Annotated in this window: 26 protein-coding genes and 1 pseudogene; 18 read left to right on the forward strand and 9 right to left on the reverse strand. The window is 65.9% G+C overall.

Annotated elements, in window-relative coordinates:
• Positions 1–19: 19 nt before the first annotated feature.
• The 3 genes from NDO75_RS07190 to NDO75_RS07200 all read right to left on the reverse strand — a co-directional run bounded on the left by NDO75_RS07190 (position 20) and on the right by NDO75_RS07200 (position 4,928).
• Positions 20–2,266 (reverse strand): PQQ-dependent sugar dehydrogenase, encoded by a 2,247-nt coding sequence (locus tag NDO75_RS07190; protein ID WP_310905475.1) that lies wholly within the window; start codon positions 2,264–2,266, stop codon positions 20–22.
• Positions 2,267–2,547: 281 nt separating this feature from the next.
• Positions 2,548–3,630 carry a sodium:calcium antiporter gene (locus NDO75_RS07195; RefSeq protein ID WP_310905476.1) on the reverse strand — a complete coding sequence of 361 codons (1,083 nt, stop codon included), beginning with the start codon at positions 3,628–3,630 and terminating at the stop codon, positions 2,548–2,550.
• A gap of 59 nt (positions 3,631–3,689) precedes the next feature.
• Entirely contained in the window at positions 3,690–4,928 is a 1,239-nt protein-coding gene (locus tag NDO75_RS07200) for a sodium:proton exchanger (protein WP_310905477.1), read from the reverse strand.
• Between the two features lie 203 nt (positions 4,929–5,131).
• Here NDO75_RS07200 and NDO75_RS07205 point away from each other — a divergent pair, with 203 nt between their 5' ends.
• On the forward strand, positions 5,132–5,287 hold the full coding sequence (locus NDO75_RS07205; RefSeq protein ID WP_007540613.1) for a DUF2080 family transposase-associated protein: 156 nt from the start codon (positions 5,132–5,134) through the stop codon (positions 5,285–5,287).
• Positions 5,288–5,332: 45 nt separating this feature from the next.
• Positions 5,333–5,698 (forward strand): annotated as a pseudogene (locus NDO75_RS07210) (zinc ribbon domain-containing protein); the annotation flags it as partial.
• Positions 5,699–5,776: 78 nt separating this feature from the next.
• Here the strand turns inward: NDO75_RS07210 and NDO75_RS07215 are convergent.
• Positions 5,777–6,064 carry a winged helix-turn-helix domain-containing protein gene (locus NDO75_RS07215; RefSeq protein WP_310905478.1) on the reverse strand — a complete coding sequence of 96 codons (288 nt, stop codon included), beginning with the start codon at positions 6,062–6,064 and terminating at the stop codon, positions 5,777–5,779.
• A gap of 171 nt (positions 6,065–6,235) precedes the next feature.
• Here NDO75_RS07215 and NDO75_RS07220 point away from each other — a divergent pair, with 171 nt between their 5' ends.
• On the forward strand, positions 6,236–6,541 hold the full coding sequence (locus NDO75_RS07220; RefSeq protein ID WP_310905479.1) for an amphi-Trp domain-containing protein: 306 nt from the start codon (positions 6,236–6,238) through the stop codon (positions 6,539–6,541).
• 5 nt (positions 6,542–6,546) lie between these two features.
• On the opposite strand, the gene NDO75_RS07225 is transcribed toward NDO75_RS07220, so the two are convergent.
• Positions 6,547–7,863, reverse strand: a complete 1,317-nt coding sequence (locus tag NDO75_RS07225; RefSeq protein WP_310905480.1) for an ABC transporter substrate-binding protein — start codon at positions 7,861–7,863, stop codon at positions 6,547–6,549.
• 254 nt (positions 7,864–8,117) lie between these two features.
• Between NDO75_RS07225 and NDO75_RS07230 the strand changes: the two genes are divergently transcribed.
• From NDO75_RS07230 to NDO75_RS07240, 3 genes are all read left to right on the forward strand, one after another.
• Entirely contained in the window at positions 8,118–9,233 is a 1,116-nt protein-coding gene (locus tag NDO75_RS07230) for an SMP-30/gluconolactonase/LRE family protein (protein ID WP_310905481.1), read from the forward strand.
• A gap of 218 nt (positions 9,234–9,451) precedes the next feature.
• Positions 9,452–9,706 (forward strand): HalOD1 output domain-containing protein, encoded by a 255-nt coding sequence (locus NDO75_RS07235; RefSeq protein WP_310905482.1) that lies wholly within the window; start codon positions 9,452–9,454, stop codon positions 9,704–9,706.
• An 85-nt stretch (positions 9,707–9,791) separates the two neighbouring features.
• Positions 9,792–10,565, forward strand: coding sequence for an MOSC N-terminal beta barrel domain-containing protein (locus NDO75_RS07240; RefSeq protein WP_310905483.1), 774 nt, complete (start codon positions 9,792–9,794; stop codon positions 10,563–10,565).
• Between the two features lie 3 nt (positions 10,566–10,568).
• On the opposite strand, the gene NDO75_RS07245 is transcribed toward NDO75_RS07240, so the two are convergent.
• Entirely contained in the window at positions 10,569–10,898 is a 330-nt protein-coding gene (locus NDO75_RS07245; RefSeq protein WP_310905484.1) for a hypothetical protein, read from the reverse strand.
• Positions 10,899–11,045: 147 nt separating this feature from the next.
• Between NDO75_RS07245 and NDO75_RS07250 the strand changes: the two genes are divergently transcribed.
• From NDO75_RS07250 to NDO75_RS07260, 3 genes are all read left to right on the forward strand, one after another.
• Positions 11,046–11,843, forward strand: a complete 798-nt coding sequence (locus NDO75_RS07250) for a transcriptional regulator (protein WP_310905485.1) — start codon at positions 11,046–11,048, stop codon at positions 11,841–11,843.
• 309 nt (positions 11,844–12,152) lie between these two features.
• Positions 12,153–12,380 carry a DUF5795 family protein gene (locus NDO75_RS07255; RefSeq protein ID WP_310905486.1) on the forward strand — a complete coding sequence of 76 codons (228 nt, stop codon included), beginning with the start codon at positions 12,153–12,155 and terminating at the stop codon, positions 12,378–12,380.
• 117 nt (positions 12,381–12,497) lie between these two features.
• Positions 12,498–13,487 carry a hypothetical protein gene (locus NDO75_RS07260; RefSeq protein WP_310905487.1) on the forward strand — a complete coding sequence of 330 codons (990 nt, stop codon included), beginning with the start codon at positions 12,498–12,500 and terminating at the stop codon, positions 13,485–13,487.
• A gap of 111 nt (positions 13,488–13,598) precedes the next feature.
• Here NDO75_RS07260 and NDO75_RS07265 read toward each other — a convergent pair whose 3' ends face one another.
• Positions 13,599–14,471, reverse strand: a complete 873-nt coding sequence (locus tag NDO75_RS07265) for a UbiA family prenyltransferase (protein ID WP_310905488.1) — start codon at positions 14,469–14,471, stop codon at positions 13,599–13,601.
• A 382-nt stretch (positions 14,472–14,853) separates the two neighbouring features.
• On the opposite strand from NDO75_RS07265, the gene sucC reads away from it, so the two are divergent.
• The 3 genes from sucC (at position 14,854) to NDO75_RS07280 (ending at position 17,209) form a co-directional block, all read left to right on the forward strand.
• Entirely contained in the window at positions 14,854–16,002 is a 1,149-nt protein-coding gene (sucC, locus tag NDO75_RS07270) for an ADP-forming succinate--CoA ligase subunit beta (protein WP_310905489.1), read from the forward strand.
• The gene (gene sucD, locus NDO75_RS07275; protein ID WP_310905490.1) at positions 15,999–16,871 is read left to right on the forward strand and encodes a succinate--CoA ligase subunit alpha; all 873 of its coding nucleotides are present in this window, start codon (positions 15,999–16,001) and stop codon (positions 16,869–16,871) included. The genes sucC and sucD overlap by 4 nt, the downstream gene beginning before the upstream one ends.
• A 185-nt stretch (positions 16,872–17,056) precedes the next feature.
• Positions 17,057–17,209 carry a hypothetical protein gene (locus NDO75_RS07280; RefSeq protein WP_310905491.1) on the forward strand — a complete coding sequence of 51 codons (153 nt, stop codon included), beginning with the start codon at positions 17,057–17,059 and terminating at the stop codon, positions 17,207–17,209.
• Between the two features lie 111 nt (positions 17,210–17,320).
• On the opposite strand, the gene NDO75_RS07285 is transcribed toward NDO75_RS07280, so the two are convergent.
• Complete coding sequence (locus NDO75_RS07285; protein WP_310905492.1) at positions 17,321–18,163, reverse strand: hypothetical protein; 843 nt, start codon at positions 18,161–18,163, stop codon at positions 17,321–17,323.
• Between the two features lie 274 nt (positions 18,164–18,437).
• On the opposite strand from NDO75_RS07285, the gene rbcL reads away from it, so the two are divergent.
• Positions 18,438–19,688 (forward strand): type III ribulose-bisphosphate carboxylase, encoded by a 1,251-nt coding sequence (gene rbcL, locus NDO75_RS07290; protein ID WP_310905493.1) that lies wholly within the window; start codon positions 18,438–18,440, stop codon positions 19,686–19,688.
• 161 nt (positions 19,689–19,849) lie between these two features.
• Complete coding sequence (locus tag NDO75_RS07295) at positions 19,850–20,305, forward strand: hypothetical protein (protein WP_310905494.1); 456 nt, start codon at positions 19,850–19,852, stop codon at positions 20,303–20,305.
• Positions 20,306–20,347: 42 nt separating this feature from the next.
• Here NDO75_RS07295 and NDO75_RS07300 read toward each other — a convergent pair whose 3' ends face one another.
• Complete coding sequence (locus NDO75_RS07300) at positions 20,348–21,259, reverse strand: haloalkane dehalogenase (protein WP_310905495.1); 912 nt, start codon at positions 21,257–21,259, stop codon at positions 20,348–20,350.
• Between the two features lie 194 nt (positions 21,260–21,453).
• Here NDO75_RS07300 and bioB point away from each other — a divergent pair, with 194 nt between their 5' ends.
• The 4 genes from bioB (at position 21,454) to bioD (ending at position 25,755) form a co-directional block, all read left to right on the forward strand.
• A complete protein-coding gene (gene bioB / locus NDO75_RS07305) occupies positions 21,454–22,557 on the forward strand; it encodes a biotin synthase BioB (protein WP_310905496.1) in 1,104 nt (367 codons plus the stop codon).
• A gap of 25 nt (positions 22,558–22,582) precedes the next feature.
• Positions 22,583–23,686: a transcriptional regulator gene (locus tag NDO75_RS07310; RefSeq protein WP_310905497.1), complete on the forward strand. Its 1,104-nt coding sequence runs from the start codon at positions 22,583–22,585 to the stop codon at positions 23,684–23,686.
• A gap of 150 nt (positions 23,687–23,836) precedes the next feature.
• Positions 23,837–25,060 (forward strand): 8-amino-7-oxononanoate synthase, encoded by a 1,224-nt coding sequence (locus tag NDO75_RS07315; RefSeq protein ID WP_310905498.1) that lies wholly within the window; start codon positions 23,837–23,839, stop codon positions 25,058–25,060.
• Positions 25,057–25,755 carry a dethiobiotin synthase gene (gene bioD / locus NDO75_RS07320; RefSeq protein WP_310905499.1) on the forward strand — a complete coding sequence of 233 codons (699 nt, stop codon included), beginning with the start codon at positions 25,057–25,059 and terminating at the stop codon, positions 25,753–25,755. The genes NDO75_RS07315 and bioD overlap by 4 nt, the downstream gene beginning before the upstream one ends.
• Positions 25,756–25,759: the final 4 nt, after the last annotated feature.

A 25,759-nucleotide genomic window follows, 5' to 3' on the forward strand; every position in this document is an offset into this window, starting at 1 on the left:
GAGGACGGGAGTCGTCGAGCTATCCGTCCGTTTCGTTGCCGGCCGCGGTCTCGTTGCCCCCACCAGCGTCGTCGCCTGCCATATCGCCACCGGCTCCGTCTTCGCCGTCGGCGGGCACGAGCCGGTGGACCGCGCCGTCGCCTTCGACCGTCGCAGTGGACGTGGTGAGAACGTATATCTCGCCGTCGGCACCCTCGCCGAAGGCGTACACGAAGCCGTTCGGTCTCCCGTCCTGGGCGGCTTCGCCCTGGAGCTGTATCTGGGCGATCGGCCACAGGCCTGCGGATTCCTCCTCCCCGCCGTCGTTCACTCTGCCCTCTCCGGTCGGGTGAAGTCCCTCGCCACCGCCGCCCGTCTCGTTGCCGGCGGTCTCGTTACCACCTGTCTCGTTGCCGCCGTCTTCCTCCGTCGGCGGCTCGAGGAACATGTCCTCGAGACCGCCCCCACCGGCGTCCTGCCAGTTCTCCGGCGGGCGAGCCAGAAAGACGGTACCCGGACTCTCGCCGTCGAGGCTCCAGTCGCCGAAGACGTACGCGCCCTCGAGTTCGCCGATCTGGCCGCCTTCGTAGAGGTAGCCGCCGATGATCGAGACACCGATCTGATCGCCGACGACGCCGCCGCCCTGGCGCGTTCCGCCGGCCGCGGTTTCGCCGCCAGCGCCACCGTTCTCGGTCGCGTTGCCGGTGGTATTTCCGCCGGCATCGGTCGTGTTAGCGGTGGCGTTTCCGCCGTCTTCGGTCATATTGGCCGTAGCGTTACCGCCGGTATCGGTCTCGTTGGCAGTGGTGTTTCCGCCGTTGCCGCCGTTTCCAGCGGCGTCGGTCGGTGACTGGATGACCCCGAGTTCGTGGGGATACTCGAGCACCGGATCGAGTAGTTCCTCGCCGCCCCGAACGTCGTCGGGGGTGGTCTCCGGACACTCGTCCGGTGGCGTATTCGGCGACTCCGTGCTGAAGCAGTAGGTCCCTTCCTTGACGTTCCAGCTGTAGTTGCCGCCGGCCTGCACGTGGTTGACGCTCTCGATCAGATTCTGGCCGACGTCCGCGGCGAGGAGCTCGCCGCCCGAGGTGAACGACATTCCCCAGGGGTTGCGAAAGCCCCAGGCGTAGTATTCGGGGAGCTGGCCCTCCATATCGACGAGCGGGTTGTCGTCGGGGACGCCGTACGGTCGCCCCTCCGACTCCCCATCAACGTCGATCCGCAGGATCCCGCCGAGGAGGTTCTCCTCGGTGTCCTGACCGTTGCCGCCCTCGTTGTCTTCGTACCAATCCGAGACGTGGCCGAGGCCGACGTCGTTGGCCGCGCCGCCGTCGCCGGTGCCGACGTGGAGGTAGCCGTCCGGACCGAAGGCCAGCGCACCGGAGTTGTGGTTGAACTGGGGCTCCGGCAGCTCGAGGAGTCGGCGCTCCGACTCGGGATCGGCGGTCGCGTTGTCGTCGCCCGCAGTCTGGAACTCCGCGAGGACGAACGTGTGATCGTAGTCCTCGGGCATGTCGTCCTGCAACGGCGCACTATATCGGATATAGAACCGCCCGTTTTCGGAAAAGTCGGGATGGAACGCGAGCCCGAGCAGGCCGCGCTCGTCGAAATCCATGAACTCGACGAGGCGGTCCGAGACGTCGAGGAACGGCTCTTCCTGGAGCCCGTCCGGGCCGTGAACGTAGATCTGGCCCGTCTGATCGGTGATGAACCGTCGATCGGCGTCCTCGTCGGCCACCGTCAGGCTCGTCGGCGTTGTCAGCGGGTCTTGAGCGACCGTCTCGAGGCCGACGGTCGGCCCCTCGCCGATGTACTGTCCGGGCTGTTCGGCCGTAGCCCCGCCGTCGGCCCCCTCCTCGGCGAACTCGATGTCACCGCGCATGGAGACCGGGTGCGGGCCGCAGTAGTACTCTGCCATCCCTTCCTGAGCGGTGAACTCGACCGTCTGGGTCGTGCCGGTTCCCGCGACGATCTCCGTGGAGACGAACTGTTCGTCGCCGTCTTCGCTCTCGATGTTGAAGTTGTGCCCCGCGCCATCGAGGTTCTCCCAGGTGAGCGTATAGGTTTCACCCTGTACGAGGGTGAGGGTGGGATTCCGTTCCTCCGCGATCGCCTCCGGTTGCATACCGATCCAGCCGCTGATCCGCCCGCCGATCCTGATCTCGTTGGGGAGGGGCTCCTCTTGAGCCGCCCCCGGCAGCGCGAGCCCTGCAACGGAAAGCGCCGCGGACGACCGGAGAACGTTTCGCCTCGAAATCGCCGATTTGTCGTCGTCGTTTCGTGTCATGATCTCTCGGTACGCCGCGCCGGATATCGATCCGAGTCACCCTGCGTACCGGGTAGCATAGTGCCGATATCGAGCAATAAACCGTCTCGATCGTTCCCCGCTCAAGATCGACTTATCAGAATTTCACATGACCAATACGCACTTATCGTCTCCTAACCCCCTTTTTCGGCAGATAATATCTCACACACGTCCACCGTCTCCGTCCTCACCTCCCGGGAATCGAACGCAGTCCGGCGGTGGACGGCGGCGCTTCGTCTCGCCGAGACCCACTCGCGACCGAGCTACAGGTAGTTCGCGACCCAGTAGGCGATGTACCAGCCGAGCAGGACGACGCCGCCGATCCGCGTGACGCGCCCCCGCTCGAGCAGGATCGAGACGACGAGCAGACTACCGACGAAGAACGGCCAGTGAAGCGTCAGCACGTCGCCGCCGGTGGCGACGGGGTGGAGCAACGCGATGAGCCCGACGTTGGCCGTCATGTAGAACACCGTGCTCCCGACGACGTTTCCGACGGCGAGTTCCGGTCGCCCCTGACGGACGGGTTCGACGGTGAGGGCGAGTTCCTCGAGCGAGGCGATGAAGCTCAGCACCGTCGCGCCGAAGGCGAGCCCCGAGATGCCGAAGGCAACGAAGATCCCCTCGGCGCTGTACACCGTCAGGCCGGAGCCGATCGTCATTCCGACCGCCGCGAGCACGGCGACGCCGAGGGTGACGTAGCCGCTTCGGCCCTCGAGCGAGGGGACGAACTCGTCGAGATCGAGGTCGAGGTCGAGATCTGGACCACCCTCTCGCGCCGGCCGGCCTGCCCCCTCGCCGCCGTCGGTCGCCTCCGCGGTCGGGTCCGCACCCGGTTCGGCCTCGAGATCGACGACCTCCTGGACCTCGTCGGAGAGCAGATACGTGGTTTCGGTGCGGCGCTCGTACCAGAAAATGAAGCCCAGCAGTGGGACGAACAGGACGACGAGGGCGACGCCCTCGAGGAGGTCGATCGTCCCGCTCACCGAGAGCGCCAACGCCGGGAGGGGCGCGAGCACGAGCAGGAGCAGGTACGCGCGTGGAACGTCCATCCGGAACGGCACGAGGAGTCCCGCGAGCCCGACCGCGACGGTGAGGACGAACAGGGACTCCCCGAAGACGGTGCCGAGTGCGAGCCCCGGCAGATCGACGACTGCCGCGGTCACGCCGAGGACCGCGTTCTCGAGGTCGACCCCGGCCAGCACGACCGCGAGGAAGAAGCCCGAGATCCCGAGCGAGACGGCGCTCTGGGCGACCGCCTCGATGAAGACTTCGACGCACCAGATCACCAGCACGACGCCGACGAGGAACACGCCGGCGAGCACGAGCGGCGAACTCGGACCGACCATGTCCGCGAGCTACCCCGGCAACGTACTTAATTCCCGACTGTTGTCACGTCGAGCGGGCGTTAGCCGCCGATGGGGACGCCGCCGAAGACGACGATCGCGACGACCCAATAGACGACGTAACAGCCCCCGAGCACCACGCCGTGCCACCGCTTTAACTCCCCTTCAGAGAGGAAGTAGGCAGCGAGCGCCGTCACGACGATCACAGACGGGAGGTGAAACACCAGCACGGACCGGGAGACCGTGAGATCGCTCAGGAGCATGATCACGCCGACGTTGCCGGTCACCGAAAAGAGGACGCTCCCGATGACGTTGCCGACGCCGATTTCGGGGACGCCGCGTCGAACCGGCTCGATCGTGAGCATCACGTCCTCGAAGGTGAGGATCACCGTGAGGACGGTCGCACCGAAGACGGTCTCGTCGATACCGAAACCGGTGACGACGGCCTCCGAACCCGCCTCGAGTAGCATCGACGCGAAGACGATGCCGACCAGCGCGAGGACGGCGAGGCCGAGCCAGAGCCACCCGGCGCGCCCGTCGGCGAAGCGGTCCTCGGGAATCTCGGAGAGCGACGCCGGGACTGCGATCCCGCCGTCCGCCATCCCACCATCGGCCTGTATCTCTTCGCCGAGTTCGGTGTTCCGGAAGACCGGCGTTTCGCGCTGGGATTCGCGAACTATGACGTAGCCGAACGACAGGACGAAGAAACCGAACAACAGGAGGCCGTGAACGAGCGTCAGCGTTCCGGCGAGGGCAAACGGGATCAGGAGAAGCGGCGCCAGCGCGAACAGGACGACGTAATCGGTCGGCAAATCGACCGGGAACGGCCTGATGATCGCGGCGAGCGCGAGCGTCACCCCGATGATCGCCAGTCCGGTTCCGAGCGCCGTCCCGAGAGCCGCACCCTCTAAATCGCCGGCCGACAGGACGAGTGCGAGCACCGTGTCGTCGAACTCGAATCCCGTGAACACGATCGCGAGCGCGAATAGCGACACTTTCAGTCCGAACGCTGCGCGGGTGAGGTAGCTGATTAACTTCTCGACACAGACCGTGAGAATGAGAGCCCCCAACACGATGACGAGTACCGCACCCACCAGCCCCTGGCCCTCGACGAAGCCCTCGATGAGTCCCTCGAGCCCGCCTTCGCTTTCGGCAGCTTCACCCTCCACAGTACCGTCGCCGTCACCCTGAGCGAGGGCTGGCACGGTGAGAATCGAGACGACGAGCATCGCGACGAACAGCACGACGAGGAGACGCCGAGACGGTCGGCGAACGGCGGTCCCGATGCGAGATCGAACCATGTGGCTGATGCATGATAACCACTGCCATATAGCTAACAGGCTGGGGAGGGGCGTTCATGGGAAATCTATACACGCACGTCGTGGGCGAGTTCTACATTAGTTAGCAAGGGCGAGTGCCCCGCGCCACCGTGCGCGGGGGTGAAGCCCGACACTATCCCCGACAATCCACCGCGCTTAAGTATATCCAAAGGATATATCCCGGTATGGCGAACCGCTTTGAAATCGACGGCGAAGAAGTTCTCGACGGCGAGGTCAAGCCGTTCGGGAACAGCGCCCACGTCACCGTTCCCAAACGCTGGCGTGGAGCTGACGTGAAAGTCGTCCGCACCTCAGAACCCACCGAACAAGACGAAGAATGACCAACGAACCGGCTCTCGTCAAGACGCTGGACTTCCAACTCCACCCGCGCCCTCCAATACTATACGTCGTACAAGGCGTCGTTCGAGGGTATCCCGACTGGATGGATTGACCCGTACAAGACGAGTCAGCGGTGTCCGCTGTGCGGGCACGCCGAGCGAGCGAACCGCAACGAGAAGCGGTTCAAATGTCAGTCGTGCGGGCATCAAGACCATAGCGACCGTGGTGCAAGCGTCAACATCGCCGTGAAAGGCATCAAGAAGCATCAGGATTGGAATGTGCCTGCTCTCAACAGCCTTCCCGTTGTTCGGACGGTGCGACGGCAGGCATCGGGGGCCGTGGACGCCCCGACCGTGACCCACGACACCGCTACAGGCCACCACGCCGATGGTGTCGCGGGAGTGTCCGACTAACCCACGGGAAGCCACGGGCCACCGCGCCCGTGGCGGTTCACACGGACGACTCGAGAGTCGCCAGCGAGTCGATCCGACCTATCCGTCGTCCGACTCCTCGAGGTCGTCGGCCTGTAGCACGAACGTCCGCTCCGGTGGCGGGGCGATCCGCAACTCGATCGCCGCATCGAGCTCGTAGTACTTCCGGTTTCCCCGTCTGTAATGGGTGACCAGCCCCTCCTCCTCGAGCGTCGAGAGGTGGTGGACGGCGGTCTTGCCGTCCATACCGACGGCCTCCGCGAGTTCCGACACGTACATCGGCTCCCGCGAGAGTTCCCTGAGAATTTCCAGCCGCGTTCCGTTTCCCAGGGCATCGATGAGGCTCATGAGGGTCGGGTTTGCGGTCCGGCTCAAGAAGGGTTTCGCCGATTTTCACCACGGTCGTCTCAGGAGTGACGAATTTCGCCGACGGGCACGGAAACAGGACGCTCGGCGATCGGCGGACGTATCGCGTTCCGTGAACGCAGCTTTATCGGCACCGGTGTGGCACTGATACGCATGGGTGACCGCGTCAACGTTCCCGACGATCGAACCAGCGACCGCCGGACGATCACGAGCGGGTTCTTCGAGCAGGAGGTCTACCTCTCGAGCGAGGAAACCGCGGCCTTCCTCCACGATCTCGCCGACCAACTCGAGGGCGGGTCGTTCACGATCTCCGCCTCCGAGTGGGAGATTCCCTTCGACTACAGCGACCCGGTCGAGGTCGAGATCGAGTTCTCCCAGCAGCGCGAACGTGAACTCGAGATCGAACTCGAGTTCACCGAGCCGAGCGGCGGCGAGGAACTGTCCGTCCGAGAGGGGTAAGCGCGTCAGCCGTCGGCGACGATCCCGCCCTGTGCGAGTGCATCACGGAGGTTCCGCCAGTCGTCCGGCGAGTGCCACCCCCATCCTCGCCGCCGGACCGCGTCGCCGCCGAACCGATCGACCGCCGCCTCGAACGTCCGCGCGATCTGGTCGGGGGACTCGTCCGTCTCGGTCGCGAACTCGCTCGCGGCCGCCTCCGTCGCGCGAACCGCGTTCGCCCAGCCGGCCATCGTCGCGACGAGAAACGACGCGACGCGCTGGCGTCGCTGGCGAAGCGTCTCCTCGGCCGTGATCAATGCCGGTCCGTACGCGGGGTACGCGTCCGAGACGGCGACGACCTCGACGTGCTGCTCGGCGAGGTCGAGCCGATCCGGGTCCGGGACCATCCCCGTTACGGCGTCGACCTCCCCCGTCTCCAGCGCCGATCGTTCTTCACCGCCGACGTCGACGAGGTTGACGCTCTCGCGGATCCCGGCCTGCTCGAGGAGCAGCAGACCGAGCAGTTCCGTTTCGGTGCCCGTCCGCATTCCGACGCGTCGGCCCTCCAGTTGCTCGAGTCGCTCGAACGGGCCGCCGAAGGCCGCCCGCGTCGTGTAGAGGACGACCATCGAGCGCTGGAAGCAGACCGCGATCGGGACGATCGGCTGGCCCCGTGCTCGTTCTCGAAGGATCGTCGCCGCGCCGGCGAGGCCGACGTCACAGTCTCCCGACGCGACGGCGTTCGTGGCCGCGCGCGACCCGTCGTACTCGTCGAACGTGAGCGAGACGTCGCTCTCGTCGGCCGACCGCGCGGCGAACAGGGGGAGGTGGAGCGCGTTCGAACGCCAGTTGAGCGCGACGGAGACGCGCCCGTGGTCCGATCGCTCGGCGCTTGGCCGTTCGGCGTGCGCTTCGCTCGCCGAATCACGGCCGTCGGTGGCTGTGGACTCGGACGGTCCCGTCTCGAGGATCGCCGCGGTGCGCTCGCCTTGCTCGAGCAGGCGCTCGGCGTGGCGCGCGTACGTCCGGCGGATGGTTTCGGACTGGGGTGCGACCGCGTGCCAGGCTTTCGGCGGCCGACCGGGGTCGGCGGTCGACGCCGTCGTCTCGGCGATCAGTTCCGCGGCGACCAGTTCGTCGAGCGCCGCTGCCGCCGCGTTCTTGCTCACCCCCGCGCCGATGTGGACGGCCGTCCGGGTCGCCGCGTCGTCCAGATCGGGATCGCCCAGTCGACACAGCAGATACGCGAGGACGCGGGCCGCGTTCTCGCCGGTCCCCACCGACAGCCGTTCGACGAGCGCCTCGTCCTCGTCGGTCAGGACCGGAAACGTCCGAACGTCCATCGGCGAAATCGTACCCCGCCGAGCATCATAAAGCAGCGGTAGCCTCCGTTCGCACTCGACCGGGACCTCGCTTCCACCGGCAATCGAGCCCGTACAGGCCCGAATTGCACCGTCACCGTCCTGGCCGGCGATAATCACTCGTGAAATACTTCTAACACGAATTTGTCACCGTGCAACGATCGGTAACAGGTCGATTTGGCGGGAAACGATCTGCGTCCTTTACCCGATTTCGGATGGTGTCTCCGCCGTCGACTATGACAAACGATAGCACAAACCGCCGGGGAGGGGGTCGCGATGCTCGAGGCCGCCCATCCAGACGCTCGCTCCTGAGAGGGGTCGCCGCGGCCGGCGCGCTCGCCGGAATTCCGAGTGGCGTCCTCGGGCGACAGGACGCTGGAGCAGCGAAGAGCCTCGAGATCGTGACCGAGTTCGAACCGCCGGCACTGCCCGAGAACCTCGCGATCGACGACGGAGGAACGGTCTACGGGAGTATGGGCCCGGCGGGCCAGATTCTGGCGATCGACTCGCAGGGGAACCAGTCGTCCGTTGCGACGATCGAAACCGGCGAACAGGGGCTCTTGCTCGGGGTAACGATTCTCGACAGCGTCCTCTACGTCGCAAACGCGTCCGGCCAGCCAGAGACGCACGGTATCTGGCGCGTCGACCCGGAGAGCGGCGAGTCCGAACGGGTCGCGGCGCTGTCGCCCGAGGACTCGACGCCGAACGGGATCATACCGGACCCGACAACGTCGGACGCGTTGCTCGTCTCCGATCACCTGGCCGGCGCGATCTGGCGGGTGACGACCGACGGGCAGGCCGAGGTCTGGGTCGAGGATCCGTTGCTGGAGCCGAGTATGGAGGCCCAGACGCCGGTCGGCGCGGACGGGCTGGCGGCCCACCCGGACGGCGGCGTCTACGTCGACAACCTCAACGCGGGCTCGGTCATTCGGGTCCCCGTCAACGAGGACGGAAGTGCCGGACAACTCGAGCAGATCGTACAGGACCAGGCACTGGTCGGTGCGGACGGGATGACGATCGATCAGGACGGGAGCGTGTACGTCGCGGTGAACTCTCAGAACAAAATTTCTCGCGTGACGAGCGACGGAGCGATCCAGACTGTCGTCAGCGGTTCGCCGCTCGATTTCCCCGCTGACGTTCACTTCGGCACGACCGAGGAGACGGCGACGACGCTCTACGTCGCCAACTTCGCGTACGGGACCTTCCTGCAGGATCCCGAGGCCGCGGCACCGAGCCTCGCACGGTTAGACGTCGACGCACGCGGATACTTCCCCCAGTCGGCCGGCGACGGTGATGGAACGAGCGCCGGCAACGAGACCGAAACCGGCGACGCTGTCGAGGACGACGAATAAGTATCGCCGGACGGGCCACCGACGACTCCCTGAATCAGCCCGCTACCGAACCGTCTTTTCGATCCGCTCTGCGCAGCCGTCTCGCCCCCTCGAGCGGCCCGAATAGGCGTCCGCGCCGTCGCACGTCATCGATACAGGCCCTCGATAACCGCTTATGATATCCATAAGACACGACCGTTTCGAAAGTTATTAATAGAGTAGTGTGGCGGTAGATAGCAATGGGACAGACCCTCGCGGTCGACACCGACGAGGTGTCAGAACGGATCGTTACAGGGGTAGCAGCGCTCGAGGGGATCGATCCGATGGAGCTACCGCCGCTGTTCGAAGCGGTCGATCCCGATGCATTGACGGCGATCTTCGCGACCACGGAAACCGGCGGTCTCCGGAGTGGCAACGTCGGGTTTACGTACGCCGATCACCGGATAACCGTCGAGTTCGACGAGGACGGCGAGCCGGTCGTGACGATCGATTGAGCGCGGTGGCGATCGACGACCCGTCGTTCCGATCCGATTCCGTTCGAACGAAAACTAATACCCCGGCGACCGGTAGGTAGCGTCAATGGCACGACTCAGCCGACTCCGGGCGTATCCGATCAAGGGGCTCGACGGCATCGACCTCGAGACGGCCGCGATACTCGAGGGGGGGACGATCGCTCACGACAGGGAGTTCGCCCTGTTCGACGCCGACGGAGAGGTCGTCAACGGCAAACGGACCGATCGCGTCCACGAACTCGACACCGAATTCGATCCCGACACCGGCGAGCTCGCGGTCGAGACGCCCGACGGCGAGTATCGGCGGTTCGATCTCGAGGCCGACCGCGCGGCCGCCGAGAACTGGTTCAGCGAGTTCTTCGACGCGGAGCTAGCACTCGAGCGCGATACAGCGCTCGGATTCGTTGACCGGCGCGAGATGGGACCGTCGGTGATCAGCACGGCGACGCTCGAGACCGTCGCCTCGTGGTTCGACGAACTGACCGTCGACGGCGCGCGGCGACGGCTGCGGGCGAACGTCGAAGTGAGCGGCGTCGAACCCTTCTGGGAGGATCGGTTCGTCGGAACGGATGCGGCCGCGTTCGAAATCGGCGACGTTCGACTCGAAGGGGTGACTCCCTGCGGTCGCTGCGTCGTTCCCCAGCGCGATCCCGACACCGGCGAGCCGACACCGGAGTTCCGGGAACGGTTCATCACGAAGCGCGAGGAAACGTTCCCCGAGTGGGCCGACGCGGACGCGTTCGACCATTACTACACGGTCATGCTCATCGCGCGCGTTGCCGAGCGCGATCGGGGCGGAACGCTTCGCGTCGACGATCCGGTCGAGATCGTCGAACGCTGATTCTCAGTGGTCGATCCCCGGTCGCTGGAACGTAGTCTCGGCTCCGCTTCGTTCGTCGGACGGCCCCGAAAGCGCCGCCTCGAGTTCCGGCGCTGCCAGCACCTCGTTTCGCTCGGGTTCGTCCGGCCGACGGAAGTAGTAGGTATCCGCACAGCCGGCGACCAGTTCCGAGAGGGGTCGGTCTTCGTCGTGGACGACCGAGACGAGGTCACCCGTTACCCCGATCAGGACCGCGTCGTCGGGTTTGTAGAGAGCGTCTCTGAGTTCGCAGACGGTACTGTCCGCGGGTAGCTCGAGGGTGACGCCGTCGACGGTCGCCCATCGCGTCTCCATGGACGATCGTTCGTGGCTAACGGGTTATACGGTTGTGCCCGCAAACACAGGCCGGTCAGGTCGCAGTCGCGAAGCCGCCCCACGCGTTGCCACTGCGGGACAGGGGCCGATGAGATAAAGTAGCGGCGCCCGGACATTTCAAACTGGATGAGTGAGTGGGGACGCGACGCGATCGAGACGCTCGAGTTCGTAACGCGGTCGCCGTGCAGAATCCGGATCCTCGAAACGCTCCGCGATGGGGACCCCGTCTCGAGGGACACCCTGCAGGACGAGGTCGACGTCGTCCGGACCACGCTGCAACGGAACCTGACGGGACTCATCGAACGTGGTCTGATCCGCGAACGCGACCGTCGTTACGAGATCACGCCGGCGGGATCGCTCGCTGCCGCCGGCGTGTCGACGGCCCTCGAACGAGTCGGCGCGGCGGACCGACTGCGGCCGGTCCTCGAACGGCTGCCGGCGACCGAATTCGGATTCGATATCGAACGACTGGTCGACGCGACGGTGATCGAAGCCACGACGGCCAACCCGTACGCGCCGGTCAACTACCACGCGGACAGCCTGACCGACGTGGACCACGTCAGAATGCTGTTACCGGCGACTGGCGCGAACTCGCTCGAGTCGTCCCGCGGCTCGATCGACGCGGGGGCGACGTTCGACGTGATCGCGACGACATCGGTCGCCGAAACCCTACAAACGGAACCCTCGGTCGCGGACGAGTTTGCGACGATCGCCGACGACGACGGGGTCTCTCTGTCGGTCGTCGAGGACGAGATTTCGTTCTTCCTGGGGGTCATCGACGACGCCGTCCAGATCGGCGTCCACAACGATAGCGGCATGCCGACGGCGCTCCTCGAGACGACCGACGACGATGTGCGTGAGTGGGCGATCGACCGATTCGAGGCGATCAAGCGGCGATCGACCCCGATCGGCGACTACGGCTGACGGCTGCCGGTCACCAGGTGTGCATACCGTGCACACCGTGTGCGGGATACACTGATATCATCTCGGGGCGGCAGTGACCATGCGGTAGGTGGTGAAACGGCAACCGCACGACGCCGTGGCGCTCACAGTCGCCGGATGGGGGAGGTGGTCGGACATCGATCACACACTGCACGGCGAACGCCACTCTCCGGTCCCGGTTCGTCGGGCCGGACCCGACTTTTCATCGTCGACGGGCTCTCGAGCCACGCGTCTACCAGCGGCGCGTCCGATTCAGGAAACGCTTAGGGCATCGCATCCGGTACTGCGAGTGTGAGCGAGAATCGCGTCGTTCAGGGACGAATGGTCACGGCCGAAAAGCTCGCCGAGCTGGTCGAAGGCGATTCGGTGATGGAAGTCGACTCGATCGAGGAGGCCGACGAGGCGTGTCCGGACTGTGGCGGGAACGTTTTGAAGGTGGTGTACATGCCGTCGGTCACCGAACTCGTCACCGGCTGGAAGTGCCAGGACTGCGACTGGAGCGAGGCCGACCGCGACTGATCGCGCCCGCTCGAGTGCCGATTGCGGCCGACAGCCGCTGCTATACAGGCGTAACGCTCCGAACGCTGGCATTGCTCGGCGACAATTTAACCCCCGTCGTGGAGTAACGAGAGTGCAATGAGCTCGTCGTGGGCCACGGACAGTGACAACCCAGTGACCCGGTGGCTCCTCATCACGGGAAATCGCCTCGGCGTCGCCGCCGTACTGTCACTGTTCTTCGTTCTCTCGGCGGCGCTGACGATCGAGTTCGGACTCGTCTACGTCAGGTCCGGCAGCAACCTCTCGACCGCGCTCTCGAGCGGGCTGCTGTCCGGACTGCTGACGCTGCTGACGGTCGCGCTGTCGATCAACCAGCTCATCCTCTCGCGACTGTTCGGCTCGGCGGGGAGTCTCTCGGACCAGCTCGAGGGGACCCTCGACTATCGGCGTACCGTCGAGGAGATCGCGGGGGTTCACGTGAGCCCGAACGAACCCAGTGCGTTCATCGGTCTCATCGCCGAGACTCTGACGCGGTGCGTCGGAGACTTCCGCCGCGAAGTCGAACGGTCAGCCGGTGGACTCGACGGCAGAGACGGCCTCGAGACGTACGCGTCGGCGATCACCGACTACGGCGACCACCTTTCGACGGCGGACGACCTCGACGATCCGTTCGAGGTGCTGCTGATCACGCTCGGGACCGACTATGCGGACCACCTCCAGACGACGCGGAAGTTCCGGAGCAAGTACGGCGAGGACCTCTCCGACGAGGCCGTTGAGGCCCTCGACGATGTCTTCGAACTGCTGAAGGCCACCGCGACGATGCGGCAGTTCTTCAAGACGCTCGTCCTGCAACAGGAACTCGCTATGCTCTCTCGACGGTTGATCTACACCGGCGTCCCGGCGATACTCGTGACGTACTTCCTCTCGCAGACCTATACCGCCGCTTCGGACCTGCCGACGGCGATCGATCCGTCGTTCATGCCGATCGCGGTCGTGGCCGCGACAGGGGTGATCCTCTCACCGCTGGCGGTGTTGGTCGCCTCCCTGGTGCGAGTGGCGACGGTGTCGCTGTACACGGTATCGATCGGACCGTACATCCCGCCCGAAGAAACGTTCAAGAGCAAATGAACGTGGTCAGTGACGGAGCTGTCGCCGTTCCGACGTGGGCAAAAGCGGTGCATCTCGGCGAACGGCGATCGCGCGTGTCCGTCGACGGACGTGGGGATTTCGGAAGGTCGGTCACCAGACCAGCCACTCGAGTGCGAGGACGACGGCAGCGAGAAAGACGTGTTCGCCGTCGACGACGAAGCCGTAGTACAGCGGGCCGCGGTCGGGGGTCGCGAAGGGGATGTAGGCGCAGACGTAGGCGTTCATCGCGAGGACGACGAGGAACTCGGTCGGAACGATGCCGCTCGCGACGAGGACGACGACCGCGGCGGCGACCGCGACGGTGGCGACGAGCGAGGCGAGTCGGGTCGCTCGCGGGCCGAACAGGTTGGGGACGGTCGGAATGTTCTCCGCGCGATCGCCCTCGATGTCCTTCACGTCGAAGATCACCGCGGCGATGGTGATCATCACCGTCACGTACGCGAACAGGAACAGGATCTCGACGGACGCGAGCCGATCGTAGTAGTAGCCGACGCCAAGCGGGATCGCGCCCCAGGCGAAGCCGACCACGAGGTTCTTCACGAGGAAGACCCGCTTGACGCCGCCGACGGAGTACAGGAGGACCACTGCGAGCGGGAGAAACATGTACACCGCGCCCGGCAGCCCAAGCGCGACGGCGATCGCGATCGCGGCGACGTAGAGGGCGACGCCCGCCGCCAGCCAGAGCCGCCCGTATCGCTTCGTAAATGCCGCCCGCCGCGGGACGTTCTGCTCGTCCTCCTCGAGGTCGGTGAACCGGTTGACGGTGTAGACGAACATCGTGACCGCGAAGACGATGAACAGCGGCAGGGGCTCGAGCGGGAACTCGGCGAGCCGAACCGTCGTGACGACGACGCTGACCGTCGACAGCGAAATGAAGAGGTTGCTGTGGACCAGAAACCGGAGGACGGCCGCTATCGACGACGCCCACGCCGGCGTGCGGTGCGTCGTAGCTTGGTTCGTCACGGGGATGGCCTCGTGTGAGAGCTAGGGACAGACAGGGTTTGAATGCTGTGTTGGTCCCACTATCCGGGCCGGTACTGGCGGTGCAGCTGTCGTTAGACGTTCGACCAAACAGGAACGAGTAGAGCGAGAAGAGAGGCTCGAGCACAGTTGACGAACCGGAGTCGATCTGGAAAATCCCCCACTCGTGACGACCGTTCGCGCTCGAGTCCGAACGTGTGGTTGCGTCCCGTCCGGCTTCAGTTGAAGATCCACACAAAGAAGGCCGAAGCGGAAACGGTACGGCGGCTGCTGACCCGGTGTCGTTGATACACGTCGATGGAATTCCCGTGGCGAGTGGAAACTGGCAGGATTTAAGCAAGGCCGGAACGGCCGTTCGAATGGTATGAAATTACACGAGTACCAGGCGAAGCAGGTCTTCGCCGATGCCGGGGTGCCGACGCCGGATTCCCAGCTCGCGGACGACGTCGACGGCGTCGTCGCCGCGGCCGAGGAGATCGGGTATCCGGTAGCGGTCAAGGCGCAGGTACAGGTCGGCGGCCGCGGGAAGGCCGGCGGGATCAAGCTGGTCGAGAACGAGGACGAGGCCCGCGAAGCGGCCGAATCCATCCTCGGAATGGACCTGAAGGGGTACCACGTGGACCGGGTCCTCGTCGAGGAGGCCGTCGACTTCGTGAACGAACTCTACGTCGGGATCACGATGGACCGCGGCGAGGGCAAGCCCGTCGCGATGGTCTCGACCAAGGGCGGGGTCAACATCGAGGAGGTCGCCGAGGAGGACCCCGACGCGATCGCCCGGGAACACATCGACCCCTCCTTCGGAATGCATCCCTACCAGGCCCGCAAGGCCGTCTACGACGCCGGCGTCGACCAGTCGGTCGCGCGCGACGTCTCGAGCGTTCTCACCACGCTCTACCAGCTCTGGGACGACAAGGACGGCGCCGACGCCGAGATCAACCCGCTGATGGTCACCAGCGACGACGAGGTCATCGCGGCCGACGCCGTGATGAACATCGACGAGGACGCGTTGTTCCGCCAGCCCGAACTCGCCGAGATGGAGGAGGAAGCGGCGGGCGGCGACGAACTCGAGCAGAAGGCCGACGAGTACGGCTTCGACTACGTCCGGCTGGACGGTAACGTCGGCATCATCGGCAACGGTGCCGGTCTCGTGATGACGACGCTCGACCTCGTCGACTACTACGGCGGCCAGCCCGCCAACTTCCTCGACGTGGGTGGCGGTGCGAAGGCCGCCCGTATCGCGAACGCGCTCGACATGGTGTTCTCCGACGACAACGTCGATAGCGTCGTCTTCAACATCTTCGGCGGGATCACGCGCGGCGACGAGGTCGCTCGCGGGATCAACGAGGCGCTCGAGCAGTTCGACGAGATCCCCAAACCGGTCGTCGTCCGATTGGCCGGGACGAACTGGGAGGAAGGCATGGAGATTCTGAACGAGGACCTCGTGACGGTCGAACAGACCCTCGAGGACGCGGTTCAGCGTGCCGTCGAGTACGCTGGGGAGGTGGAAGCATGAGTGTACTAGTCGACGACGACACGCGCGTCGTGGTACAGGGCATCACCGGCGGAGAAGGCAAGTTCCACGCCGAACAGATGATGGAGTACGGCACCAACGTCGTTGCCGGCGCGGTCCCTGGCAAGGGCGGCCAGGAGGTCAGCGGCGTCCCCGTCTACGACACGGTCCACGAAGCTGTCGACGAGGAGAACGCCGATACGTCGGTCATCTTCGTCCCGCCGGCCTTCGCCGGCGACGCGATCTTCGAATCGCTCGACTCCGATCTGGATCTCGCTGTCGCGATCACGGAGGGGATCCCGACCCAGGACATGGCGCGGGTCAACAAACGTCTCTCCGAGACCGACACCCGACTCATCGGACCGAACTGTCCCGGTCTCATTACGCCCGGCGAGGCCAAACTGGGCATTCTCCCCGGCAACATCTTCTCGGAGGGGAACGTCGGCCTCGTCTCCCGGTCGGGCACCCTGACCTACCAGGTCGTCGACAGCCTGACCAACCGCGGCATCGGCCAGACCACCGCCATCGGCATCGGCGGTGACCCGATTATCGGGACCGACTTCGTCGACGCCCTCGAGCTGTTCGAGGACGATCCCGACACCGACGCGATCGTCATGTGCGGCGAGATCGGCGGCGAGGACGAGGAGGAAGCGGCCGCGTTCATCGACGACTACGTCGACACGCCGGTCGCCGGCTTCATCGCCGGCCGAACGGCGCCGCCGGGCAAGCGGATGGGTCACGCCGGCGCGATCGTCTCCGGCTCCGGTACCGGCACCGCGGAGAGCAAGATTTCGGCGCTGAACGACGCCGGCGTCCCCGTCGGCGACACGCCCGAGGAAGTCGCCGACCACATCGAGGAGTTCCTCGGCTAACGCAGTCGTCTGGCACTCGCGTCGGTCCGTGATCGGAGCCGCGGGCTGACACGGTTCTTTTTCGCGTGGAGCGCCGGGCTGAGAACGCAGGGCAGACGCCACCGGTTCCTGCCGTCGTCGACTCCCGTATCGACCCGTCACTCTCCCGCAGTACTGTCATGCGGCCTCGCTTCGTATCGTGTCGTATGCCGGTCTGGCTCGAGTGCGACGCCTGCGGGGACGAACACACGATTCCGGAGCGGGCAGACGGCCCCGACGGTGGCACGGACTGCCCGGCGTGTGGCGAGCGGGCGTACACGGTCCGACGACGCGGACTCGAGTGGCATCCCGATTCGTAAGCCGTCCACGGTCGAGAGAGAACAGCAGCGTCGATCGGCGTCCGGCGGGGGTGAGAGTGCGGGCCGACACGCCACGATCGTCTTGTCGGTGCTGACGGGGAGACGGGTGGATCAGCCGACGAACGGCAGAAGCCGACCGAAGAAGCCCGACGACTCGTCGCTCTCGTTCTCGTCTTCGGTCGCACCGTCGTCGTTCGTATCCTCGGCCGCAGCGTCGTCTGCGTCGGTCTCGCCGTCCGAATTCGTCGCGCCGTTCCGAGTCGAAACGGCGATGCTCGAGTTCGACGGTGAGTCGCTCTCTGTCTCGGTATCGGGCGCCGAACCGGCGTCGGGGTCGAAATCGGGCGCGTCCTCGTCGCCGAAGAGCCGCTCGACGAGTTCGTCCTCGGGTTCGTCGGCGTCGGCGTCGGCTTCGGTCTCGTCAGCGGGGTCGTCTGCGCCGGGTTCCTCGGCCGGCGCCTCGAGGTCCGCATCGGTCTCGCCGTCCGTCTCGGTGGTCTCGTCGGCGTCGTCGACGGCATCGGTTTCGCTCGGCTCATCGGCGTCGCTCGAGTCGTCCGTCTCGACCCAGAGGAACTCCTGTTCTTTCGTGCGGCCGGTCAACAGGAGATCCGCGAGCTCGTCATCGTCGGCTAGCAGGTCGTCGTCGACCGGCGCCTCGGGCTCGGGATCCGGTTCGTCCGCGCTCGCGATGATGTCTTCCGGGCTCTCGTCGGCAAGCACGTCGTCGGCGCCGTCCTCGTCGTCGGTGTCGGCCTGCAGCTGTTCGAAGACGGCGGCCGCCGTCTGGTCTTCGACATCGTCGGGCTCCTCCCGTTCGCCGGCCTCGTCGTCCGCCGTCCGACTACCGGCCCCCCAGTCGTCGGTCTCGAGGTCTCCGAAGAGTTCGTCGACGCTCGAGCCCACATCGAACGCGCCGTCACCCGAACTGGTGTCTGTCGTACTATCTGTCATGAACCCGTTCACTCCTAGTGGATTATCACATGACTTTAATTTTTGGAATTTTTTCAGTCCCGATAGATGAAATTGATGACGTATTAGTGTGATGGCCGTCGGGGGGTGGTGAGGGACACGATAGTTGACAAACATACACCGAATCGATGTCTCGGACCTCGTTCGGGAAAATCACGGCTCGAGACAGGTTCGGTGCGTGGATCCGCGGCGAGATACATGGAGTGAGTGCCGGGATAAACGCTATGAGTCAACGCATTGAACGTGGTCTGTTACCATGACTGGGATCGAGTACGACGACTTTCTGGACCTCGCGTACCAACCCGCCGATTCGGAACTCGTCTGCGAGTTCGTGATCGAACCCGCCGCGGACATGTCGATGGAGGCCGCGGCGAGCCGCGTCGCCTCGGAGTCTTCGAACGGGACGTGGGCGGCTCTGCACGTCGACGAGAACGAACTCACCGACCTCGGCGCGGTGGCCTGCGGGATCGACGGAAGCGACGTAACCGTCGCCTACCCGCCCGAACTGTTCGAGGCCGGCAGCATCCCCCAGATCCTCTCGTGCATCGCCGGCAACATCCTCGGGATGAAGGCCGTCGACTCGATCCGCCTCGAGGACTGCCACTGGCCCGAATCGATCGTCCGCGGCTTCCCGGGGCCGCAGTTCGGCACGAGCGTCGCCCGCGAAAAGCTCGACGCCGGCGAGCGGCCGGTGCTGGCGACGGTACCGAAACCAAAAGTCGGCCTTTCGACCGACGCTCACGCCCGGATCGGCGAGGACGCCTGGCGCGGCGGGGTCGACCTGCTGAAAGACGACGAGAACCTCACCGACCAGGCGTTCAATCCGTTCGAAGACCGACTCGCGGAGAGCCTCGCGGCCCGCGACCGCGCCCAGGAGGATACGGGCGAGCGAAAGGACTACCTGGTGAACGTGACCGCGGAGACGAACGCGATGCTCGAGCGGGTCGACCGCGTCGCCGAACACGGCGGCGGCTTCGTCATGGTCGACGTGATCACCTGTGGTTGGGCGGCCGTCCAGAGCGTCCGCGAGCGCTGCGAGGACCACGGGCTGGCGATTCACGCCCACCGCGCGATGCACGCGGCCTTCGACCGGCTCGACCACCACGGCGTCTCGATGCGGGTCATCGCCCAGATCGCCCGGCTCTGCGGCGTCGACCACATCCACACCGGCACTGCGGGGTTAGGCAAACTCGCGAACGAGGATACGCCGGGGATCAACGCCTGGCTCACGGGAGACTGTCACGGCCTGAATCCCGTCCTCCCGGTCGCCTCGGGCGGGCTCCATCCCGGCGTGGTAGATCAACTGCTCGAGGCGCTTGGAACCGACATCATCGTACAGGCCGGCGGCGGGATCCACGGCCACCCCGACGGCACGAACGCCGGTGCGAAGGCGCTCCGACAATCGGTCGAGGCGTCGATGGCCGGCGACGATCTCGAGGCGTACGCCGACGATCACCCGGAGCTGGCGACGGCCCTCGAAAAATGGGGGGCGGAGACGCCGCGGTGACCTCGATTCCACCGTCGATATCACGCTGCCTCGACCGATTAGCACCGAGACTCTCTGAAAACTAGACATTCGTCTAGAAGTCAGATAGATATTTATAAATGTGGCTGAGATATTCGTTAATGGCTTATGGACAGTCACGCAGGAGGGACAGTCCGTCGCCGGTGACTCTCCTCACCACGGTGGCGGCCGCTCTGATTGCCGGGGCGGCCCTCGGTGGCGCGTTACACGCGACGGGTAACCTCCGGACGGTGGCCGGCGTCTACGGGCTCGAGGGAGTGGTAAACGAGTGGACCCTGGTCTTCTGTCACAGTCTCGTCGCGGGCGGGCCGTTCGTCGCGATCGTCACCCGATTGTCGCGGGGGCGACGCGTCCCACGCCCCCTCGCGGAGAGCTATCGAAGCCCGTTCCTCTGTGCCTGCCTGGGGCTTTCCTACGGTGCCCTGCTCTGGGCCACCGTCGTCGCCTACGCGGCCCCGTTCGCGTTCGGTTTCGTCACCGGCGACGCGTATCCGGTACCGTTCCACCACTGGGGGAGTTTCTACGCCCTGTTACTGTTCGGGGCCGTCTTCGGAGCGTGGTATCCGCTGCTCCGGTCGTTCTTCGCCGGGCAACGCTGAGTCGTGGTCGAAGGAGAGCCCTCTTACGCCGTGGCCGGTTCGTTACTCGGACGGCGACGTCCGATCGACGAACTCGACGATGTGCTCGGCGATCACCTCGCCCGCATCTTCTTGCAGGAAGTGTGCGGCCTCGTCGATCCAGATGTCGGGTTGCTCGGTCGCGGTCGGGATGAGCCCGCGCAGCGGATCGCGATTGTCTGACGTGATCGGATCCTCTCTGGCGAACAGGACGAACGCGGGTTTCTCCCACTCGGCGAGTCGGTCCTGCGCGTCCGCGAAGCGATCCGCGCCGGGATCGTCGGGCGACTGCGGGACGAGCCCGGGGAACGTGCGAGCGCCGGCCATGTGCCGTTCGTCGGGGAAGGGTGCGCGGTAGGCGTCGACGACTTCCTCGGAGAGGTCACGGTAACAGCCGTTCGCGACCAGTTCGCCGATATCCAGGTCCTCGGCGGTCGCGACCATCTCGGCGAACGCCTGCCACGTCTCGGTCATCTCCTGGGTCCCGTCGGGAAGACCGGTGTTCATCGGCACGAGGCGGGCGAACCGCTCGGGTTGTTCGGCCGCCAGCGAGAGTCCGAGCAGTCCGCCCCAGTCCTGGCAGACCAGCGTGATGTTCGTCAGGTCGAGTTCCTCGACGAACGTCTCGAGTGCGTCGTAGTGCATCTCGACGGAGTACTCGTCGCGGTCCTCGTACCGGTCGGAGCGCCCGCAGCCGATCAGATCCGGGACGACGACGCGGCCGCGCTCGGCTAGCGTGGGCATCATCTTCCGGTAGAGGAACGACCAGGTCGGTTCGCCGTGCAGACAGAGGAACGTCTCCTCGGCGTCGCCGCCGTCTGCGCCCCCACCGGTTTCCACGTACGCCATGTCTAGCCCGCCGACGTCGACGTACTGCGGTTCGTAGTCGAAATTCGGTACGTCCTCGAATCGCTCCTCCGGGACACTAACAACCATACCTCGTGGTACCTTACACCACTATTCAAAGGTTGGGGAACCGACGTCAACCGGTTTCTCGTTGCCCGAGGCCGGAACTCCGGTCGTAACCGCACCTCGGTGCTCCACGACGCAACCGTCGATCGAGTCGGCGTATCTCACAACCGTCGCGACTATCCAAAAATATTATACCCTCGTTAACCACGTCTATAATCGTGGTTTACGAGACTGGAAACGAGACGGTCGACGACGCACTCGAGCGGGTGCTGGCTGGCGAGCGCCTCGACCGAACCGACGGGCTGGCGCTGATCGCCCAGCCGGTCGACGCGCTCGCGGAGGCCGGCGCAGCCGTCCGCGACCGCTTCGGCGACGGCACGGTCGACGCCTGCTCGATCGTCAACGCGAAGGCGGGCAACTGCGCGGAGGACTGCGGGTTCTGCGCGCAGTCGATCCACTTCGACACCGGCATCGACACCTACGGGTTCCTCGGCCCCGAGAAGATCCTTGAGGCGGCCAAACGCGCCGAACGCGACGGCGCCCAGCGATTCGGGATCGTCGTCGCCGAAAAGGGCGTCTCGAAGGAACACCGCCCGGAGGAGTGGGCGGAAGTCCTCGAGTCGATACGGCTCGTGCGCGACGAGTGCGACCTCGAGGTCGACGCTTCGCTGGGGATCCTCACCGAGGAGGAGGCCGCGATCCTCGCCGACGAGGGGATCAATCACTACAATCACAACATCGAGACCTCCCCGAACTACTTCCCCGAGATCGTCGACTCCCACAGCTTCGAGGACCGCGTGCAAACCCTCGAGGTAGCCAAGGAGGCCGGCATGGATCTCTGTGCCGGCGTCATCCTCGGCATGGGCGAGACGCCGACCGACCGCGTCGAGGCGGCGATCGCCTTGCAGGACATCGGGATCTCGTCGCTGCCGGTCAACGTATTGAATCCCGTCGCGGGAACGCCGCTGGCCGAGCAGGGCGTCGACATCACGACTGAAGAAATCGTCAAGACGGTCGCGGTGTACAAGCTGCTCCACCCCGAGTCCCGGGTCCGGCTCACCGGCGGCCGCGAGGTCAACCTCGCGCCCAACGAGCAGCATCTGCCGCTCGAGGCCGGCGCGGACGGCATCCTCACCGGTGACTACCTCACGACCGAGGGCCAATCGCCCGGCGAAGATATCGAGATCATCGAGCGCGCGGGGCTCGAGCCCAATCGGGAGGCGAACGATTTCGATCCCGAGGCGGTCAAGGCCCGCCACAGCGGGGCCGCGGAGTCGTCGACCGAGACGGCGAGTACAGGCGTAGAACCGAGCGACGACTGACGATACGCGATTCACCACCGAACCTATGGACGACATCACGTTTGCGGTACTCGGAACCGGAGGCATCGGCCGACGAGCACTCGAAGTGAGCCAGCACAAAGACGCCCTGACGCCAGTCGCGGCGTGTGACCGCCACGGCGTCGCGTTCGACTTCGACGGCCTCGACGTTGACGAACTGCTGGCGGCGACCGAGGGTAACATCGACAGCGAGCCGCGAAGCGGCTCGGACGAGTCGAACGGCGATGAGCCGCGAGACAATGAGGTCGCGACCGATGGGGGAACGACGGCTGCCGAAGGCGGCGTCAAACAGCACGGCGAGGACAAGGGCGTCGTCGCCTCGAGCCAGGCCCGACCCAGCGACGACCCCATCCAGGAGGTCATCGACCACGGCGACCGGATCGACGCGGTCCTGCTCGCGCTGCCGAACTACGAGCACGACTTCATCCCGCGGACGGCAGACCGGTTCGCCGAGGGCGGCTACTCCGGGGTCATGATCGACGTGCTGAAACGCTCGCGCGTGATCGACATGCTCGACGACCGTAGCGAGGAGTTCGAGGAGGCCGGAATTACGTTCATCTGCGGTGCGGGCGCGACACCCGGCCTGCTGACCGGCGCGGCCGCACTCGCCGCCCAGTCGTTCGTCGAGGTCACGGACGTCGACATCCACTGGGGCGTCGGCCTCAAATCGGGTTACGAGGACAACCGCGGCACCGTCCGCGAGGACATCGCACACCTCCCCGAGTACGACATCGAGACCGCCCGGAACCTCTCCGACGAGGAGATCGAGGCGATCATCGACGACCACGACGGCGTCATCGAGTTCGAGGACATGGAACACGCAGACGACGTGCTCCTCGAGCGCGCCGGCGTCTGCGACGCCGAGGACGTTTCCGTCGGCGGGATTCTCGACGTGCGCAACGACGAGAAGCCGACGACGACCACGGTCCGGGTGACCGGCCGGACCTTCGACGGCGAGACCGCGACGAACACGTTCCAGCTCGGCGACGAAACGAGCATGGAGGCCAACGTCAACGGGCCCGCGCTGGGCTACCTGAAAGCCGGCGTCCGACGCAACCGCGCCGGAGAGTACGGTGTCTTCGGCCCCGCCGACCTCATGCCCGGCTTCTGACCGCAACGCCCGTTCGTCTTTTCAATGAACGCGAATATTTATGGAACCGATACTGCCCCCTACCGATCGTCTCGAGCCATCTCCGGGCCGAACTGTCCGAGAGAACCGAACCGTGAGAGTGAAACCGTGGCGCTGAGTCCGTCTAGCCGAATGGCCGACCGCGGGTTCGACCTCGAAGACCGACTTCGGACGCTCGAGGAGAACGACTTGAAACGCGCACTCTCGCCCGTCGATCGGGTCGCCGAGCGCGGCTACTTCGCCGAGCCCTCGGGCGGTGACCTGCCGGTGCTCGATTCGGCTGAGGCGTTGGTCTTCGCGTCGAACAACTATCTGGGATTGACTGACGACCAGCGGATACAGGACGCGGCGCGACAGGCGGCCGCCACCGTCGGCACCGGCGCGGGCGCGAGCCGACTCGTCACCGGCGACACGTTGGTCCACCGGGACTTAGAGCGTGTCCTCGCCGAAACCAAGGGAACGGAGCGTGCGCTGACCTTTTCGTCGGGCTACGCCGCGAACGTCGGGACGATCGCGGCCCTCGAGCCGGACGTCGTCTTCTCCGACGAACTCAATCACGCGAGTATCATCGACGGCTGCCGACTCGCGGACGCCGAGACCGTCGTTTACGACCACTGCGACGCGGCGAGCCTGGGTGCGAAGCTCGAGGAACAGGCGGAGCGCGCAGCGAACGAGGGGCGAGAGCCAGTCGACGAGTCCTGGCTGATCGTCACCGATTCGGTGTTCAGCATGGACGGCACCGTCGCCCCGCTCGAGACGATCTGCGACGCCGCCGAGGAGTTCGGCGCGTGGGTGATGGTCGACGAAGCCCATGCGACGGGCCTGTACGCCAACGGCGGCGGCATCGTGCAGGCGGAGGGCCTCGAAGATCGCATCCAGATACAGATGGGGACGCTCTCGAAGGCGCTGGCCAGCCAGGGCGGCTACGTCGCGGGAAGTTCGGAGCTGATCGAGTGCTTGCTCAACGACGCCCACTCGTTCGTCTTCTCGACCGGGCTCGCACCGCCGGCCGCCGCGGCCGCCAGCGAGGCGTTGCACGTCGCCCGCCACGACGACGCGCGCGAGCGGCTCTGGGAGAACGTCGCCCACCTCCGCGACGGCCTCGAGTCGATGGGATTCGAGGTCTGGGGCGACTCCCAGATCCTGCCCGTCGTCGTCGGCGACCGACGGGACGCGATCGACCTGGCCGACGGCATCCGCGAGCGCGACGTCGTCGCGCCGGCGATCCGGCCGCCGACGGTTCCGGAGGGAACCAGTCGCATCCGCGTCGTCCCGATGGCGACCCACGAGCAGGGCGATATCGTCACCTGTCTCGAGGCGTTCCGCGCCGCGGGCGAGGAGGTGGGCCTGCTGTGAGCCGACCGATCGCCGTCGTCGGCACCGGAACGGGCGTCGGGAAGACGGTCATCACGGCCGGACTGACGCGCCTGCTCCGCGAGGCCGGTCACGAGGCTCGTGCGATCAAGCCCGCACAGACGGGCCATCCGCCCGACGACGACGCCGGCTTCGTCGCAGCGGGCTGTGAGGACCCCGACGCCGCGACCTGCCCGCGCTATCTCGAGCCGGCGCTGGCTCCCCGCGTCGCGGCCGAAGTCGCCGACGAAGACCTCGCGTACGAGTCGATCCGCGCGGCCTGCGAGCGCGAGATCGAATCGACGCCGGTCCCGATCGTCGAGGGGATCGGCGGGCTGCGCGTGCCGCTAGCTGGCGACCGCGAGGTAATCGACCTCGTGGCCGACCTCGAGGCGACGGCGGTCGTCGTCACGCGATCGGGACTCGGCACGCTCAACCACACCGCGCTCTCGATCGACGCACTCGAGGCCCGCGGTATCGACGTCTGCGGGATCGTCGTCAACGAGTACGCCGGCGACACCGTCGCGGAACGGACCAATCCCGACGAACTCGAGCGGATGACCGGCTACGCGGTCGAGACGGTGCCGCCGCTGGGGGAGGAGGACGACGACGAAACCGACCCGCGCGAACTGGCTGCCGGCGTCAGCGACGCGTTCTCGCCGACGTTTCGCGAGCGACTGCCGATAGAAGACTGCTGATCGT

The organism is Natrinema sp. 1APR25-10V2 (assembly GCF_031626495.1).
In the GTDB taxonomy this organism is placed as follows: Archaea; Halobacteriota; Halobacteria; order Halobacteriales; family Natrialbaceae; genus Natrinema.